The organism is Clostridium grantii DSM 8605, assembly GCF_900129965.1.
In the GTDB taxonomy this organism is placed as follows: Bacteria; Bacillota; Clostridia; order Clostridiales; family Clostridiaceae; genus Clostridium_AF; species Clostridium_AF grantii.
On record NZ_FQXM01000002.1, the window covers coordinates 232,632 to 250,952 of the forward strand.

General features: G+C 30.0%; 13 protein-coding genes and 1 pseudogene. 12 read left to right on the forward strand and 2 right to left on the reverse strand.

Features of this window, described 5'->3' with window-relative positions; translation table 11 throughout:
- Positions 1-25: 25 nt before the first annotated feature.
- The 9 genes from hisC (at position 26) to BUB83_RS01055 (ending at position 12,451) form a co-directional block, all read left to right on the forward strand.
- The gene (hisC, locus tag BUB83_RS01015; RefSeq protein WP_073336080.1) at positions 26-1,081 is read left to right on the forward strand and encodes a histidinol-phosphate transaminase; all 1,056 of its coding nucleotides are present in this window, start codon (positions 26-28) and stop codon (positions 1,079-1,081) included.
- Between the two features lie 157 nt (positions 1,082-1,238).
- Complete coding sequence (locus BUB83_RS01020; RefSeq protein WP_073336082.1) at positions 1,239-1,598, forward strand: hypothetical protein; 360 nt, start codon at positions 1,239-1,241, stop codon at positions 1,596-1,598.
- Between the two features lie 142 nt (positions 1,599-1,740).
- Entirely contained in the window at positions 1,741-3,693 is a 1,953-nt protein-coding gene (locus tag BUB83_RS01025) for a DNA gyrase/topoisomerase IV subunit B (protein ID WP_073336084.1), read from the forward strand.
- Positions 3,694-3,707: 14 nt separating this feature from the next.
- Positions 3,708-6,611, forward strand: a complete 2,904-nt coding sequence (locus BUB83_RS01030; protein ID WP_073336086.1) for a DNA topoisomerase IV subunit A — start codon at positions 3,708-3,710, stop codon at positions 6,609-6,611.
- 19 nt (positions 6,612-6,630) lie between these two features.
- Positions 6,631-8,130, forward strand: a complete 1,500-nt coding sequence (gene glpK, locus BUB83_RS01035; RefSeq protein WP_073336088.1) for a glycerol kinase GlpK — start codon at positions 6,631-6,633, stop codon at positions 8,128-8,130.
- Entirely contained in the window at positions 8,123-9,346 is a 1,224-nt protein-coding gene (locus BUB83_RS01040) for a M16 family metallopeptidase (RefSeq protein WP_073336090.1), read from the forward strand. The genes glpK and BUB83_RS01040 overlap by 8 nt, the downstream gene beginning before the upstream one ends.
- A 158-nt stretch (positions 9,347-9,504) precedes the next feature.
- Positions 9,505-9,768, forward strand: a complete 264-nt coding sequence (locus BUB83_RS01045) for a metal-sensing transcriptional repressor (protein ID WP_073336092.1) — start codon at positions 9,505-9,507, stop codon at positions 9,766-9,768.
- A gap of 13 nt (positions 9,769-9,781) precedes the next feature.
- Positions 9,782-12,226: a heavy metal translocating P-type ATPase gene (locus tag BUB83_RS01050; protein ID WP_073336094.1), complete on the forward strand. Its 2,445-nt coding sequence runs from the start codon at positions 9,782-9,784 to the stop codon at positions 12,224-12,226.
- Between the two features lie 18 nt (positions 12,227-12,244).
- Positions 12,245-12,451, forward strand: a complete 207-nt coding sequence (locus BUB83_RS01055; protein WP_073336096.1) for a heavy-metal-associated domain-containing protein — start codon at positions 12,245-12,247, stop codon at positions 12,449-12,451.
- A gap of 26 nt (positions 12,452-12,477) precedes the next feature.
- Here the strand turns inward: BUB83_RS01055 and BUB83_RS01060 are convergent, their stop codons facing one another.
- Together BUB83_RS01060 and BUB83_RS01065 are read right to left on the reverse strand one after the other, a co-directional pair.
- Positions 12,478-13,059 (reverse strand): flavin reductase family protein, encoded by a 582-nt coding sequence (locus BUB83_RS01060; RefSeq protein ID WP_073336098.1) that lies wholly within the window; start codon positions 13,057-13,059, stop codon positions 12,478-12,480.
- Between the two features lie 9 nt (positions 13,060-13,068).
- Entirely contained in the window at positions 13,069-13,887 is an 819-nt protein-coding gene (locus BUB83_RS01065; protein WP_073336100.1) for a TIM barrel protein, read from the reverse strand.
- Positions 13,888-14,025: 138 nt separating this feature from the next.
- On the opposite strand from BUB83_RS01065, the gene BUB83_RS01070 reads away from it, so the two are divergent.
- The 3 genes and pseudogenes from BUB83_RS01070 to dhaK all read left to right on the forward strand — a co-directional run bounded on the left by BUB83_RS01070 (position 14,026) and on the right by dhaK (position 18,269).
- On the forward strand, positions 14,026-15,072 hold the full coding sequence (locus BUB83_RS01070) for a PocR ligand-binding domain-containing protein (RefSeq protein WP_073336102.1): 1,047 nt from the start codon (positions 14,026-14,028) through the stop codon (positions 15,070-15,072).
- A 441-nt stretch (positions 15,073-15,513) separates the two neighbouring features.
- Positions 15,514-16,599, forward strand: a complete 1,086-nt coding sequence (locus tag BUB83_RS01075) for a glycerol dehydrogenase (protein WP_073336104.1) — start codon at positions 15,514-15,516, stop codon at positions 16,597-16,599.
- Positions 16,599-18,269: pseudogene (dhaK, locus tag BUB83_RS22350) on the forward strand (dihydroxyacetone kinase subunit DhaK). Before BUB83_RS01075 ends, dhaK begins: the two are co-directional and overlap by 1 nt.
- The last annotated feature ends 52 nt before the right edge of the window (positions 18,270-18,321 follow it).

An 18,321-nucleotide genomic window follows, 5' to 3' on the forward strand; every position in this document is an offset into this window, starting at 1 on the left:
AGAAAATTACAAAGGGGATATAATAATGAGTAAATACTGGAGTGAACTAACTAAAAAATTAGATCCATACGTTCCTGGAGAACAACCCAAGGATAAAAAATATGTTAAATTAAATACCAATGAAAACCCTTATCCACCTTCACCTAATGTGGAGAATATACTAAAGGGATTTCAGGTGGATTCTCTTAAACTATATCCAGACCCAAATGCAGATTTATTAAAAGATACTTTAGCAAAGAACTATGGGGTGGAGAAAGATAATGTTTTTGTGGGTAATGGCTCAGATGAGGTCTTAGCTTTTGCTTTTATGGCCTTTTTTAATAAAAACAGTAGAATTCTTTTTCCGGATATTAGTTATAGTTTCTATCCGGTTTATGCAAATATTTTTGATATTCCTTATGAAACTGTTAAGCTTAAAGAAGATTTCACTATTCCTGTAAAAGAATTTTTAAAAAATAATGGTGGAATTGTTATTCCAAATCCTAATGCACCTACAGGAATTGCTTTAACTATTGAAGAGATTGAAGAAATATTAAAGAAAAACATAAATACTGTTGTAATAATAGATGAAGCTTATGTGGATTTTGGAGCAGAATCAGCAGTTAAATTAATATCAAAATATGAAAATCTTTTGATAATACAAACTTTATCAAAATCAAGAAGTTTGGCAGGGATAAGAGTTGGATACGCTTTGGGAAATAAAGATTTAATTGAAGGATTAGAAAGAGTTAAAAATTCAATAAATTCATATACTATTGATAGAGTTTCTTTAATGGTTGCCATTGAGTCAGTTAAGGATAATGATTATTTTGAAGAAAACTGTAAAAAAATAATTGATACAAGAACTAAGGTAGTAAGTCAATTGAGAAAAATGGAGTTTGAAGTGTGTGAATCAAGTGCAAATTTTATTTTTATAAGTCATAAAACCATTAAGGCAGAGTTGATTTTTAGTAGATTAAAAGAAGAAGGTGTGCTTGTTAGATTCTTTAATAAAGAAAGAATTGATAATTTTTTAAGAGTCACAATTGGTTCTCCAGAGGAAATGGAAATATTTATAGAGAAAATTAAAACAATAATATAAGTATATAATAAAAATCCTCTTGTTTATATTTTCTGAATAAGAGGATTTTTATTTTATTTGGGTAATCTAATTAATACTATAAAATATAAATGATAAAATTAACCCTAGAATAATTGCTAACATATAATGAAGTAATAGTAATATTAGGATTGGTTTTATGAGTGAAATTATTTTATATTCAATTATTATGGCTTTAGTGGTGTATTCAATTTATTTAATTTATGTAATTAAAGATAAAGGACAAAGAACAAAAGAAGAGGATATCATCCTATTTGATAGTAATTTTTATTATAAAGATGAATGTTTTTATGAAAATGCAGGAAAAATTTTAAACATTATTATTAAAAATGAAAATCAGATTAATAGTTTTTTTAATAATGAAATTAAAGAAAATGCTTTAGAAAAAACTTTGGATAAAATTAAAGAAGAAATGATTTTTAAGAATATTGAAATAGATTTAAAGGAAGAAGATATTTTGTTTATAATAAAACTATATGATATATTTAGGAATATGTAGTTTTGATAGCTTTAGAATATTATTTTAGCAATGAAATTATAAATACTTGTAAAATGGCAAAAAATTCGTTAGAATAGAAAGGACAAAAGACGATAAGAACGTAAGTTCTAAACATTCCAATGTTAGATATGGAGGAATAATTATGGATGAAACAAAAGTTAGCAAAACCTATGATGTTACTGATTTAACTTCCTTAGAAAAACTTGAACCAGTAAGGATTAGACCGGGGATGTATATTGGATCTACAGGAGTAAAAGGTTTGCATCATTGCATATGGGAAATTTTAGATAATTCCATTGACGAAATTTCAAATGGATATGGTGATGAGATAAAAGTAATTTTGAATAAAGACAATAGTGTTACTATTTTAGATAATGGTAGAGGAATACCAACCGGTATTCACCCAATAAAAAAGAAATCTGGAGTTGAAATGGTATTTACTGAGCTGCACACTGGGGGAAAGTTTGATAATAAAAATTATAAAACTTCTGGTGGCCTTCATGGAGTTGGTGCTGCTGTAGTAAATGCTCTTTCAAAATGGCTTGAAGTAGAAGTTTTTCAAAATAATCAAATTTTCAAGCAAAGATTTGAATATGCTTATGATGAAGAACTTCAAAAGCTTATGCCAGGAACCCCTGTTACTTCATTAAAAGTAGTGGGGAAGACAAAAAATACGGGTAGTAAAATTACATTCTTGCCAGATAAAGAAATATTTGGTCCTATAAAGTTCAAACATGAACTAGTGGATGAAAGACTACAAGAACTTGCTTTTCAGAATAAAGGTATTAAATTAATATTTATAGATGAAAGAAAAGAAGAACCTTTAGTTAAAGAATATCATTCAGAAAGAGGATTGTTAGATTTTATTGAATACCTTAATGAAAGTAAAAGTGTAATACATAAAGATCCAATTCTTTTTCAAGGTGAAAAAGAATTGAATGGTATTGCTGTTATTGGGGAAGTTTGTATTCAGTTCACGGACTCTACCACTGAGAATATTGCAAGCTATGTGAATAATATACCAACTACTGAAGCAGGTACTCATGAAACAGGTTTTAAAACTGGGATGACAAGAGCTTTTAAAGAATGGGGTAAAAAATTAAACTTAGTTAAAGAAAAAGATAAGGGTTTTGAAGGTGATGATATAAGGGAAGGTATGACAGCCATCCTTAAAGTTAAAATTAGTAATCCTATTTTTGAAGGGCAAACCAAAACTAAACTGGGGAATGCTGAAGCTCATACATTGATGAGTGAATTATCCTATATCAAGCTTTGTGAATGGATTGAAGATAATAAAGAATTGGCTAGTAACGTTATAAATAATGCTATTTCGGCTGCATCAAGAAGAGAAAAGATTAAGAAAATTAATGATGCTGAAAAAAAGAAAATAGGAAAAGGAACTGCTCCATTAGCAGGAAAGATATCTGTATGTACTATGAAAAACAAGGCAATTAGTGAATTTATAGTAGTAGAAGGAGATTCGGCTGGAGGTAGTGCAAAACAAGCAAGGGACAGAAGATTTCAAACCATTATGCCTTCAAAGGGTAAAATAATGAATACGGAAAAACAAAAATTAGAGAATGTACTAGCTAGCGAAGAATTAAAGTTGTTTAATGCGGCTATTGGTACTGGAGTTTTGGATAATTATAATGAAGATGATTTAAAATATAGTAAGATTATAATTCTATCTGATGCTGATGTGGATGGGTATCATATAAGAACTTTATGGATGACTTATATTTATAGATATATGAAATCATTAATAACAAATGGACATTTATATATTGCATTACCTCCACTTTATAAAGTTTATAAAAATGTTAAAGGAAATGAAAAAAGTATTTATGCTTATAGTGATGTTGAATTAGAAAAAGCAAAGAAAGAAATTGGAAAAGGAGCCTTAATCCAAAGATATAAAGGGCTTGGAGAAATGAATCCAGAACAATTATGGACAACAACATTAAACCCAGAATCAAGAACACTGCAAAAGGTTACAATTGACGATGCTGCAAAAGCTGAAAAAATGGTGTCCTTGCTTATGGGTGAGGTAGTAGAACCAAGAAGAAACTATATGTATAAATACGCAGAATTTTAGAAGGAGGTTTAGTTATGGCTAAAAAAAACGACATGATTCCAGAAGATAGAAATATTATAAATGTTCCAATATCAGAAGCAATGCCAGATAATTATCTTCCGTATGCTGTAGAAGTTGCAAAAGAAAGAGCTTTGCCTGATGTAAGAGACGGACTAAAGCCAGTACATAGAAGAATTTTATATGGTGCTTATAAATTAAAGGCTTTTCCAGATAAACCTTATTATAAATCAGCTAGAATAGTTGGGGATATTTTAGGTAAATATCATCCACATGGAGATTCTTCTGTTTATGATGCTATGGTAATATTAGCTCAGGATTTTGCTACGAGAAGTCCTTTAATAGATGGTCATGGAAATTGGGGAAGTGTTGATGGTGATAATGCAGCAGCTATGCGTTATACGGAGGCTAGACTTACAGAGTTATCCATGGAAATGTTAAAAGATATAGATATGGACACAGTTAACATGGCTTGGAACTATTCTGACTCAGAACTTGAACCATCTGTTTTACCAGCAAAATTCCCTAACTTATTGGTAAATGGTACTTTTGGGATAGCCGTAGGACTTGCAACAAATATTCCACCGCATAATTTAGGAGAAGTAATTGATGGGACTATAGCTTATATTGATAATAAGAATATAACACTTGATGAATTAATGCAACATATCAAAGGGCCAGACTTACCTACAGGAGGAATTCTTATAGGTAGGAATTCTATTAAAAATGCTTATTCAACTGGTGAAGGAAAAGTTTCTTTAAGAGCTAAAACATTTATTGAAACATTAGATACTGGAAGACTTGCTATAATTATTGAGGAATTCCCATACAAAAGAAATAAAGCAAAACTTCTTCAGTTCATATCTGAAATGACGGCTGATAAAAGACATGCAAAAATTTTAGAACCTATAATAGACATTAGAGATGAATCTGATAGAAATGGTGTCAGAGCTGTAATTGAGTTTAAAAAATCCGCTGATAATGATACCGTAGAAAGAATATTAAAATATCTTTACAAAAAAACTGAACTACAATGTAATTTAAGTTTCAATATGGTTGCTCTTTCTGATGGTAAACCAATGACATTAAGTTTAAAAGATATACTTTCTAGCTATATAAATCATCAAAGGGATGTAATTACTAGAAGAACTAATAAGGAACTTTCTATTGCAAAGAAAAGACATCATATTGTAGAAGGTTTTATAAAAGCAATAGATGTTATGGATGAAATTATAGCAACTATTAGAAAGTCAAAATCTAAAAGCGATTCCGAAAAGAATATAATGGAAAAATTCGGATTTTCGCAAGAGCAAGCTACTGCAATAGTTGAATTAATGTTATATAAATTAAGTGGACTTGAAATAAAAGCCTTTGAAAAAGAATACAAAGAGTTATCAGCTAAAATAAAGAAATTAGAAAGAATATTAAAGGATGAGAAAGAACTTTTAAAAGTTATTAAAAAAGAACTTTTAGAGGTTAAAGACAAGTTTGCAGATAAAAGAAGAACTAGAATTGTAGAAAATGATGAAGAAGCTAAAATTCAGATAGAAGAAATAATAATTGAAGAGGATGTTTTGATTACTTGCTCAAATGATGGATTTATAAAAAGAATTTCTGAAAAATCTTATAAACGTTCAAATACAGAAATAGATGAGATTGAGTATAGAGAGGGAGATTATAATCGATTCTTGATAGAATCAAATACCAAGAACAATATTGTATTATTTACTGATAAAGGCAATATGTATAAATTAAACTCTATAAATATTCCAGAAAAAAAATGGAAGGATAAAGGAGAAAGAATTGATACATTAATAAAATCATTGGATCTTTCAACGGAAGCTATAATTGCAATGTTTGATGTGGATAATTTTGATGCAGATAAAGGATTTATTTTTATAACAGATAAAGGTTCAATGAAAGCAACTAAACTTTTAGAGTTCAAAACTAATTATTCAAAATTGGTAGCTTTAAGATTAAAAGAAGAAGAAAACTTAATATATGTTAATGAAATACAAGATGAATCTAATTTTAAGTATTTGAAGGTTAAAAGCACAAAGGAATTAAGTTTCACAGTTGAATTACCACGTTTTGATTACACTGCAAGGAATATTATGGGGATTTCTTTATTTAATCTGCCTTCACAAGATATAATAAAAGAAATAAGCTTTACTGATGAATATGAATATAAAACTTTTTATATTAATTTAAAGGATAATAAATTAAAGATAAGCCCTAAAAAAGTAAGAGGTAAGACCAAATCTATAATATCTAATACAAGTAGTCGTATTTTATTTTTTACAGATATAGGTAATGTTTATTCTACACCAGCATTTTTATTTCAAAATCTTAAAGATGAGGGGTTGAATGTGGAAGAAATATTAGATGGGTATAATAGTGATGAAAACATTGTTGAAATGATTTCAGTGCTAAATTTTGAAATGGATGAAAGTATATATTTTATTTCAAAACAAGGGTATATTAAGAGAACGTTGTTAAAAGAGCTTGAAACTAATAGTTCTGAGATAAAAGGATATAAATTAAAGAAAGATGATGATAGAATAATAAGTGTAATTCTAAATGATAATAGTGTAGAGGATAATATGCTTATTATTACAAAAAATGCTTTTGGAATTAATTTCAAACTTAATTCTGTTAATTATATGGGGCTTAACGCTTCTGGAGTTATAGCTATCAGTTTAAAGGATGAGGATGAGATTATTTTTGTCAAAAAATTAGTTTTAGAAGATACAGAAGAATTTTCTTTTAATGCAACTATGAAAGATTTTATTACCATAGTAACTTCAAAAGGAATTGAATATCCAATTAATATAAACGATATTAAAGAACAGAACAGAGCCGGTAGAGGTAAAAAATTGATACAAAATGAAATGAATGATTTTTTGATAAAAGTTCAGTAGAAAAGTGAGATGTTTTTATATGGAAAAGTATATTATGGCTTTAGACCAAGGCACATCAAGTTCAAGATGCATTTTATTTAATCATTCTGGAGAAGTAGTTGCCATAACACAGAAGGAAGTAAATCAAATTTATCCAAAGGCTGGCTGGGTAGAACATGACCCAATTGAGATTTGGACAGAAATATTAAACCTTGCTAAAGAGGCTTTAAATAAAGTTAATGCCACAGCAAATGAAATTGCTAGTATTGGAATAACAAATCAACGAGAAACAATTGTGGTATGGAATAAAAACACAGGAAAACCCATTTATAATGCTATTGTTTGGCAGTGTAGAAGAACTGCAGAATATTGTGATAATTTAAGGGAAAAGATTTCTGATGAAAAGGTTAAAGAAAAAACAGGATTAGTAATAGATGCATATTTTTCTGGTAGTAAAATTAATTGGATATTAGAAAATGTTGAAAGGGCTCGTGAACAAGCAGAAAAGGAAGAATTATTATGTGGGACTATTGATACATGGCTTATCTGGAATTTGACTAAAGGAAAAGTACACATAACTGATCATACCAATGCCTCTAGGACAATGATTTATAATATACATAAATTAGAGTGGGATAAAGAGCTACTATCCGAAATGAATATTCCAATTTCTATGTTACCAGAAGTTAAACCCTCAAGTTGTATTTATGGAGAAACTGACAAAAAAATATTTGGGGAAAATATAAAAATTGCTGGTGATGCGGGCGATCAACAAGCAGCTTTATTTGGTCAAACTTGCTTTAAAGAAGGTATGGCTAAAAACACATTTGGAACTGGATGTTTTTTATTGATGAACACGGGAAGTCGTCCTGTAAAATCAAAGCATGGATTACTAACAACTATTGCAGCTAGCACATCAAAAGAAGTTGATTATGCTTTAGAAGGTAGTGTGTTTGTGGGTGGGGCTGTTATTCAATGGTTGAGAGATGAGCTAACCCTGATAGAAACTGCACCTGAATCTGAAAAATATTGTGAGTCTGTGGATGATACTAATGGAGTTTATCTAGTACCTGCATTTGTTGGAATTGGGGCGCCTTACTGGGATGCTTATGCAAGAGGTACAATGATGGGTTTAACTAGAGGAACTAGAAAAGAACATATAATAAGAGCAGCGGTTGAATCTATGGCGTATCAAACATATGATGTTTTGGTTGCAATGTCTGAGGATTCGGGTATTGAGTTGGAATCCTTGAAAGTTGATGGGGGAGGAGCATCAAATAATTTTTTGATGCAATTCCAAGCATCTTTACTTAAGATACCTGTTGAAAGACCTAAAGTTGTAGAAACTACAGCTTTAGGAGCTGCTTATCTAGCCGGTTTAGCAGTAGGATATTGGAAAGATAAAGAAGAACTTTCACAAAATTGGACAATGGATAGAATTTTTAAACCAAGTTTAGAAACAGAAAATAGACAACAGATGTTAGCCCAATGGCATCGTGCGGTTAATAGATCATTAGGTTGGTTAAAATATAATGATTAGTTTAAAGTTAAAAAATAAATTAAGAATTAATTATAAAAAAAGTGATTCTAATATTACATCCTTTTGTTTTGGATTAGAAGCAGGTGCTTTTTCAGAAGATGAGAATGAAATAGGTATTGCTCATGCAGTTGAGCATTATTTATACAAAGGAACTAAAAACTATAGCGAAGAACAAATTAATGAAAAAATGTCTGAAATTTTTGGATTTACTAATGCTATGACAAATTATCCTTATGTAATTTATTATGGTAGCTGTTTAAAAGAAGATACTGAAGAAGGCATTAAAGTATTTTCTGATATATTAATGAACCCACTTTTTTCAGAGGAAGGCTTTTCCCAGGAAATAAAGGTGATTTGTGAGGAATTAAAAGAATGGAAAGATGATGCATACCAATATTGTGAAGATGAACTTTATTTTAATTCCTATAGAAATCACAGATTGAAATATCCCATAATAGGGAATGAAGCATTTATTAATAACATAACTATAGAGAAAATGAAGAAATTTTATGATAAAAATTATGTTCCAGGTAATTGTGTTTTGACCATCATAACAAATTTGAATTTAGAAGAAACCAGGACTATAATAGAAAAACACTTATCAAGCTGGAAAGCAAATTCAGATTATTGTCCTTTAATTAAAACTCAAGATCAAGTGAGCAAAGCGTCAGTTTATAAACAAAAAAAAGTAGGTTTAACTGGTGCTAAAATTCAATACTTATTTCATATTGAAGGGTTAACGCTAAAGGAAGAAAGAATTTTAAGAATATTTAATGAAAGATTTGGTCAGGCTGTAGATAGTATTCTTTATGAAGAAATAAGAACTAAAAGAGGACTTGCATATGATATTTCATCATTAGTAAAGTTTGAAAAGGGAATTAAGAATCTAATAATTAAAGCTGGAACAGGGAAAGAAAATATTACTAAAGTTATTGAAATAATTAATAAATGTATTTGTGATGTGAAGGAAGGTAAATACTTTTTTTCTCAAGAACAAATAGAAAAAACAAAGAAGTCTTTGGAACTGAAAAACGCAATTAATAATGAAATGTCTATTAGACTTACCATAAGAATTAATATAAGTGAAATTATGTTTAATAGTACAAGAGGCATTACAAAAATATTTAATGATGAAAATATCACTGGCGAAGATATTATAGAAGTTACACAGAAAGTTTTAGAAAATCCTTCTATACAGATAATAGAACCAATGTAAACATAAAATAATAAACCTAAGATTTAAACCATAGAATTTTAAAATAGATGGTTTAAATCTTTTTTTATTGTAGTTATTTTTTTATAAGTTTATTGACTTTCGGGTATATATAGATTAAGATATAATTAAAGAACACCCCTGGGGGGTGGGGAGGTAAGATGAATCAAGAAAAAAAGAATGCACAAAAATATTTAAAGACTGCTAAAGGACAAATTGAGGGCATTATAAAAATGATTGATGATGAACGATATTGTGTGGATATTTCAAATCAAATAATTGCGGCACAAGCTTTATTAAAGAAAGCAAACTCGCTGATAATTAAACAACATATGACTCATTGCGTTAAAGAGGCTTTTCAACATGATTCTGGTGAAGAAAAAATAGAAGAAGTTATGAAATTATTAGATAAATTGACTAAGTAAGGAGGAAAAAACAATGGAAAAAACATTAAGAATTGGTGGAATGACTTGTGCTGTTTGTGCCAGAGTTGTTGAAAAAACGGCTAATGGGATAAAGGGGATGGAAAGTGCAAGCTTAAATTTCGCTTCAGAAAAATTATTTGTAAATTACAATGAAAATGAAACTTCCTTGGATGAAATAGTTAAAGCTATTGAAAAAGCTGGTTACTCAGCAGAAGAAGATAAAGAAATTAATAAAACTACTTTAGGCATTAAAGGTATGACTTGTGCAGTTTGTGCTAAAGCGGTGGAAAAAGCTACTTCAAAGCTAGAAGGAGTTGAAAAATCAGAGGTTAATTTTGCTACAGAAAAATTATTTGTGGAATATGATAGCGGAAAAGTAAGATTATCTATGATTAAGGAAGCAGTTAAGAAAGCTGGTTATGAAGTTATTGAAGAAAAAGTTGAAAATAGTGAGAATATTGATAGAAAGATGTTAGAGCAGAATGTTATATGGAGAAACTTTCTTATATCCGCAGGGGTTACCATTCCTTTATTGTTAATATCTATGGGTCACATGGTGGGTATGCCATTACCAATGATATTAGATCCTCATCATAATCCCTTGAATTTTGCTTTGATTCAATTAGTATTAGTGATTCCTTCTTTAATAGCAGGAAAGAAGTTTTTTCAAAATGGATTTAAAAATATTATGAGAAGAAACCCTAATATGGATTCACTTATTGCAATAGGAACATCGGCAGCAGTACTTTATGGACTTTTTGCAATATATCAAATCGCTGAAAATAATTTAGAATATGCAAAGGATTTATATTTTGAATCTGGAGCTACAATAATTACTTTGATTTTATTAGGTAAATACTTAGAATCAAAAACAAAAGGAAAAACATCAGAGGCTATTAAAAAACTTATTGGATTAAGTCCTAAAAATGCTACATTAATAAAAGACGGTAAAGAAATCATTATACTTATTGAAGAAGTTGAAGTAAATGATGTTATACTAGTTCGACCTGGTGAGAAAATTCCAGTAGATGGAGAAGTTATTGAAGGAAGTTCATCAGTAGACGAATCAATGCTTACAGGAGAAAGTATTCCCGTAGAAAAAGTTACAGGGTCCCAGGTTTTTGGAGCAACTATGAATAAAAATGGTATGTTAAAATTTAAGGCTACAAAGGTAGGTAAAGATACATTTTTATCTAGTATTATTGAGTTAGTTGAAAGTGCACAAGGATCTAAAGCGCCTATTGCAAGATTGGCAGATGTTATTTCAGGTTACTTTGTTCCAATAGTTATGGCTATTGCTACTTTATCAGCGTTAGCTTGGTATATATCTGGAAAAGATACTATTTTTTCTTTAACAATTTTCATTGCAGTTTTAGTTATTGCTTGCCCATGTGCATTAGGATTGGCAACTCCAACTGCTATAATGGTAGGCTCTGGAAAAGGAGCGGAAAATGGTATATTAATAAAAAGCGGAGAAGCTTTAGAAAATAGTTATAAAATAAATGCAATTGTTTTTGACAAAACAGGGACTTTAACAAAAGGAAAACCAAAGGTTACAGATATTATCACTCATGATATTTCTAAAGAGGATTTATTATCTTTAGTGGCTTCGGCTGAAAAAGCATCAGAACATCCCCTTGGCGAATCTATAGTAAAAGAAGCGGAAAATTTAGAAGTATCTCTACAAAAAGTTGATGAATTTTTAAGTCATGCAGGTATGGGCATAGAAGCTAAGATAAAAGATGATGAAGTTTATATTGGAAATAAAAGATTTATGCAACATTTAGCTATTGATATCAGTGATTTTGAAACTGAAGCTGATAAATTGGCGGATGAAGGTAAAACTCCAATGTATGTATCAGTAAATAAGCAGTACAAAGGAATTATAGCGGTTGCAGATACATTAAAGGAAAATAGTAAACTGGCCATAGAAAAACTTAAAAAGATGAATGTAGAAACTGTTATGATTACTGGAGATAACAAGAAAACTGCTGAAGCAATTGCAAAACAAGTAGGTATTAGTAAAGTTTTTGCTGATGTAATGCCACAGGATAAATCAGAGTATGTAAAGAAACTACAAGAAGAAGGCAAACTTGTGGCCATGGTAGGAGATGGAATAAATGATGCTCCAGCTTTAGCACAAGCAGATGTAGGAATTGCCATTGGCTCAGGAACAGATATAGCTATGGAATCAGCAGATGTAGTTTTAATGAAGGATGATATAGTTGATGTAGTTGGAGCAATACAATTAAGTAAAGCAACAATTACTAATATCAAACAAAATCTATTTTGGGCTTTTGGATATAATATAATAGGTATTCCGGTTGCGGCAGGAGTTTTAACTTTATTTGGTGGACCTAAGCTTAGTCCTATGATAGCAGCAGCAGCTATGAGTTTTAGTTCTTTATCAGTTTTGTTAAATGCATTAAGATTGAAGAATTTCAAAATAAATTTATAAAAAATGGAGGAATAAAGAATGGAAAAAACATTAATAATTGAAGGAATGTCATGCAATCATTGTGTTAGTCATGTAAAGAATGCTTTGATGGATATTGAGGGAGTAGAAAGTGTAGAGGTTAGCTTAGAAAATAAAACTGCTTTTGTTAAAGGTAATAACTTAGAAGATGGAAAAATGAAAGCTGAAGTTGAAGATTTTGGTTATGTTGTAGTGGAAATCAAATAAAAATAAAAGTGCCTTAATTAGGCACTTTATTTTTTTGATTTCTTTTTCTTTCTTACAGAAAAACCAAAGGAACCTATTGGTTTTTCGGGAACTCTAAAGTACTCTCCATGAGAATAACAAATTAAGTCTGCTTTTTCAAAGTGGATTTTTTCTTTAGAATCTATTAATGATTCTTCTACATTACAGCTAAGAACTTCAGCTAAAAACATATGATGACTACCAAGTGGTAAAATTTCTTTTACCTTACATTCCAAAGAAATAGGACATTGATCAATATAAGGTACCGAAACAGTAGAACTTTCATTTAATTGGAAATTCATATTTTTAATTTTATCTTCTTTTCTTCCAGAGCGAACCCCACAATAATCCAGTTCTTTTACCATTTTTGAGGAAGGAATATTTATAACAAATTCTTCAGTTGCTTTTATATAGTCATATGACAATCTTTCTGGTCTAATGCTTATGGAAAGCATAGGTGGTTTTGTACATATTGTACCGGCCCAAGCTACAGTGAAAACATTGTTGTTACCATTTCCATCCGTTGATGTAACTAAAACCGCAGGTACGGGGTTAAGCATGACGCTACCTTTAAATATTTTTTTACTCATAAAATTCTCCTAAAGACTAGTATAGTATTCTTTTAGTTTAAGAGCATCTTTTTCAAGCATTGGACTTTCACAGATAACACAGCCTTTTGCCTTGAAATCAAAAAGAGCTTTTAAACAAGCTTTATAATTAAAATCACTTTCTTCAAAAGGAAGATGATTTCTTTCTCCTTTTAAAGTATAATTTATTCCAGACATATGAATATGCATATCAAACAATGATTCTTCACCTAATTGTGTGCCTATAAAATCTAAAATTCTTGCAAAATCATCGTAGTGTTTTAAAATTCCATTTTCTCTAGCATGTAAGTGAGAAAAATCTATACAAGGAGCACAAGTTGGAATCTCTTTACTCAAATTCACAATTTCTTCTAAATTTCCGAATTGAGTAGGCTTACCAGTGGTTTCTAATCTATATTTTAAACCTAGGTCAGGCAATTCACTTAATTCTTTTTTTATTGTAGTAAAGCTTTCTTCTTTTGAATCCTTTAAATAAAAACCAGGATGAAATACTAAGCTTTTTCCTTTAACTTTTTCAAGAGCTAAAGCACCTTGTATAATTCTTTCCTTGGATTTTTCGATTTTTTCTTCTTCATCAGAATTTAAATTTATATAGTATGAACCATGAGCAGATAAGTAAAAATCATTTTCAAGCTTACTATCTAGGACTCCTTTATAATTTTTATCTGTTATATTAACGGATCTTACAAAGGGTAGTTCCATGGCATCAAGATTTATTGATTTAAGATAACTAATTCCTGTTTTGTATACAAATTTTTGTTGGTTTTCACCAATAGGTAAACCAGAAATACCAAATAATAATTTATCCAAGTATATCACCTCCAAATAGAATTATAACATAGGGATATATTTTAATAAACAAGTAAGAGTTGTTATTAATTAAAAAACAGAAGTATGATATAATTAAATAAGGTTTAATATGAGATGTAAACGTTGGGGGGAAATTTTTTGAACAGTAACTTGCTTAATTTGAAGTATATACTAGATATAGATAGATTTCAAAATATTCAAGATGGTATTTCAAAAGCTACAGATATGGCAATAGTAACAGTTGACTATAAAGGTGTTCCTATTACAAAACATAGTAATTGCAGTAAATTTTGTGATGGAATTAGAAAACATCCTCAGTACAGTTCACTTTGCGAAAAGTGCGATTCTAGAGGTGGGCTAGAAGCTGCAAGAATTCAAAAACCCTATATTTATGTTTGCCACATAGGAATAGTAGATTTTGCAATACCTATTATAGTGGATGGACAATTTTTAGGAGCAGTGATGGCGGGTCAAGTTTTGTTGAAGGATAACAAAAAAAAGAATAATCTTGAGGTTATTGTTAATACTCAAAATAATGGGGTCAATTTTGAAATTGAAAAAGAGTTTAGAATTTTATATGATCAATTGCACCATATGTCATTAGAAAAAATACAAGATGTAGCAAATATGATGATGCATATAACTAATTATATTTTAGAGGAAGCTGTAGTTAAAACATCTTTAATAGAACTAAATGAAAAGTCCTCCTTTATTCAAAGTGAAAATAATATGTCTTTTGCGGAGAAAAAAGATATCAATAAGATAAATAATCGTATCTATTATTATTGGGATAAACCTATGGAAAATGAGGAAATTCCAGAGCAAATATTGGATGAACAAGTTTCATCAAAAGTTAAAATGAAAAATAGCATTTTAAAACCAGCATTAGAGTATATAAAAGAAAATTATGGTGAAAAAATAACTTTAAATAATATGGCCTCACATTGTAATATTAGTACAAGTTATTTTAGTAAATTATTTAAGCGAGAAATAGGTGAAAGTTTCACTGACTACGTGAACAAAGTGAAAATAGATAAAGCAAAAGAATTGCTTCAAACCACAGATATTCCAATAATTAATATATCTTTAAATTTAGCTTTTGATGATTGTGGATATTTTATTAAAATCTTTAAGAAAAGTGAAGGAGTTACACCAGCAGTTTATAGAAAAAACTTATTTAATTAAATTTTATTAAATATACACAAAACAGTACGTAGTAATAAGCGTACTGTTTTTAATTTCGTGAAATTTAATTTTTTTTAGTGCAGTGGTAATTTGTTAACCTTTTCAGAGAAAGTGCTAAAAATTACTATGGATTATGCTGAAAAATACGATTTTCTTTAAAAAGATAATAAATTACTATTAAATATTTCACTAATTGGGTAACTTAATAGGGAGAAAAAATAATTTATATGTATTATAATTAATTCAAACAGAGATAATAACCTAGTAGAAAGCTAAAATTATTTAATAGTTAAAAAGTATAATAAATCTATTGATTGAAAACTTTTATTTTTATTAATAGATATGTATACGTTTAATTTTGTGGAATATTTAGTAGTTAGGTTACTTATTATCTGGTAAAAAAGTAATTAAAAAAACTATTATATAAAGGAGATTGATAATATGAAAAAAGTATTGATATCACCATCAAAATATCTACAAGGTAATGGGGAATTATGTAATTTAGGTACATATGTAAAGGATTTTGGTAAAAATGCTTTACTAGTAGCTTCTAGTGAAGACCAAGCAAGAGTGCAAGGATTTCTAGATGAATCATTAAAAAGAGAATCTTATAATTTGGTTTATGGAGACTTTAATGCAGAATGTACAAAAAAAGAAATTGAAAGATTAAGAAAAGTTTGTGTTGAAAATAATTGCGAAGTAATAATAGGACTTGGTGGCGGAAAAGCTCTTGATACAGCAAAAGCAGCATCACATTTTGAAAACGTTCCAGTAATTATTGTTCCAACAATAGCATCAACAGATGCTCCATGTAGTAGTTTAGCTGTTATTTATACAGAAGGTGGAGAATTTGAAGAGTACATGTTCTTCAAACAAAATCCAAATTTGGTTTTAGTTGATACAGGAATAATTGCTAAAGCTCCAACTAGATTCTTAGTAGCAGGTATGGGAGATGCGCTTTCAACATATTTTGAAGCTAGATCATGCGAAAGAGCTTTTGCTGATAATATTCCAGGTGGAAAAAGCACAAAACTAGCAATTGCTGCAGCAAAATTATGCTATGAAACATTATTAGAAGATTCAATTAAAGCCAAAGCAGCTTCTGATGCAAATGTTGTTACACCAGCTCTTGAAAATATAGTTGAAGCAAATATCTTATTAAGTGGACTTGGTTTTGAAAGTAGCGGACTTGCAGCTGCACATGCTGTTCACAATGGTTTAACAGTTCTTGAAGAAACACATAAATTCTTCCATGGTGAAAAAGTTGCATTTGGAGTAATTGTTCACCTTGTACTTGAAAATGCTGCAAGTGAAGAATTAAACTTAGTATTAGATTATTGTAAATCTGTAGGATTACCTACATGCTTAAAAGATTTAGGAATCACAGAAGTTACTTCTGAAAAAATTATGGCTGTTGCTGAAGCAGCTACAGCTGAAGGTGAAACTATCCATAACATGCCTTTCCCTGTAACAGCAGAAGATGTTTATGCAGCAATATTAGCGGCAGACCAACTTGGAGGTAAATAATGAAAAAGATACTTAATACACCAGAAAATTTAGTTATTGAAATGTGCGAAGGAATGATAAAAGCACATCCTGATAAATTAAAGTTTAATAAAAAACATAAAATAATTACTAGAAAAGAACTTAACAAAGATAAAGTAACTTTAATATGTGGTGGAGGAAGCGGACACGAACCAGCTCATGCAGGATTTGTTGGTAAAGGTATGCTAGATGTAGCAGTTTGTGGTGACGTATTTGCATCTCCTTCAACTATTCAAGTTTATAATGCTATTACGGAGACAGAGTCAAATAAAGGAACATTATTAATCATTAAAAATTATTCTGGAGATGTAATGAACTTTGAAGCCGCTGCTGAAATGGCTGAAGAAGACGATGATATCATAGTAGCAAAAGTTTATGTTAATGATGATGTAGCAGTTAAAGATAGTTTATATACAGTAGGTAGAAGAGGAGTTGCAGGAACAGTTTTTGTTGAAAAAATTGCCGGTGCTCTTGCAGAAAAAGGAGCTTTACTTGAAGAAGTTAAAGCAGTAGCAGAGAAAACAATCGCTAATGTTAGAACTATAGGTTTTGCTTTAACATCATGTACAGTTCCAGCTAAAGGAACTCCAACATTTTCTTTGAATGAAGATGAAATGGAATTTGGAGTAGGTATTCATGGTGAGCCAGGAATAGCTAAAGAAAAATTAATTTCTGCTGATGAATTAGCAGAAAAAATGGTAGCTAAATTAATGGAAGATCTTCCTTTTGTTGAAGGAGATGAAGTTGCTTTAATGATTAATGGATTAGGAGCTACTCCATTACAAGAATTATATGTTCTTAACAATTCAGTAAATAAGGAACTTGATAAAGCTGGAATAAAAGCATATAGAACATTTGTAGGAAATTACATGACAGCAATAGATATGGCAGGAGCATCTGTTACTATGCTAAAATTGGATGATGAATTAAAAGAATTAGTAGATGCACCATCCGATGCATTAGCATTTAGATGCTAGGATAAAATATCAAGGGATATAGTAGGGAATGAAAGGAGAATTAATATGGATAGAATTAATACTGAGGGTATGATTAAAATTGTAGATCATATGGCTGACATAATAATAAAAAATGAGGTTTATTTCTGTGAACTAGATTCAATTGCAGGAGATGGAGATTTTGGAATGTCTGTTGCAAAAGGATTTAAAGTTTTAAAAGCTGAATGGGAAGATCTTTCAAAAAATGACATTGGTGCTTTCTTAAAAGATAGTGGAATGATAATCACTGAACATTGTGGAGGAGCATCAGGCCCAATATGGGGATCTGCATTCAGAGGCGCAGGAAAATATGCAAAAGGTAAAGAAGAAGTTACTTTAGCTGAATTTGCAGAACTTATGCAAAGCGCAGTAGATGCAATTCAAAAAAGAGGTAAAGCTCAACTTGGAGATAAAACTTTATTAGATGCATTAATCCCTACTGTAATGGCATTAAAAGAGAGTGCTGAAGCAGGAGAAGATATGTTAGAAGCCATGAAAAAAGGTGCAGCTGCTGCAAGAGAAGGCGCTGAAAAAACTAAAGAAATGGTGGCATCAAAAGGCCGTGCAACTTATGTTGGAGAAAGAAGTTTATCTCATCCAGATGCAGGAGCAATGGCGTTAGGTGTAATCTTTACTGAAATAGTAGAAGCACTTTAGAATTTAAAATACAAAACAAATATAAATGTAAATAAATATTTTTATGAGTAAC

Coding starts and splice junctions, on each gene's coding strand:
- glpK (WP_073336088.1), top strand. CDS start 6,631: ATGGAAAAGTATATTATGGCTTTAGACCAAGGCACATCAAGTTCAAGA.
- BUB83_RS01020 (WP_073336082.1), top strand. CDS start 1,239: ATGAGTGAAATTATTTTATATTCAATTATTATGGCTTTAGTGGTGTAT.
- BUB83_RS01075 (WP_073336104.1), top strand. CDS start 15,514: ATGAAAAAAGTATTGATATCACCATCAAAATATCTACAAGGTAATGGG.
- BUB83_RS01040 (WP_073336090.1), top strand. CDS start 8,123: ATGATTAGTTTAAAGTTAAAAAATAAATTAAGAATTAATTATAAAAAA.
- BUB83_RS01045 (WP_073336092.1), top strand. CDS start 9,505: ATGAATCAAGAAAAAAAGAATGCACAAAAATATTTAAAGACTGCTAAA.
- hisC (WP_073336080.1), top strand. CDS start 26: ATGAGTAAATACTGGAGTGAACTAACTAAAAAATTAGATCCATACGTT.
- BUB83_RS01055 (WP_073336096.1), top strand. CDS start 12,245: ATGGAAAAAACATTAATAATTGAAGGAATGTCATGCAATCATTGTGTT.
- BUB83_RS01025 (WP_073336084.1), top strand. CDS start 1,741: ATGGATGAAACAAAAGTTAGCAAAACCTATGATGTTACTGATTTAACT.
- BUB83_RS01030 (WP_073336086.1), top strand. CDS start 3,708: ATGGCTAAAAAAAACGACATGATTCCAGAAGATAGAAATATTATAAAT.
- BUB83_RS01050 (WP_073336094.1), top strand. CDS start 9,782: ATGGAAAAAACATTAAGAATTGGTGGAATGACTTGTGCTGTTTGTGCC.
- BUB83_RS01060 (WP_073336098.1), bottom strand. CDS start 13,059: ATGAGTAAAAAAATATTTAAAGGTAGCGTCATGCTTAACCCCGTACCT.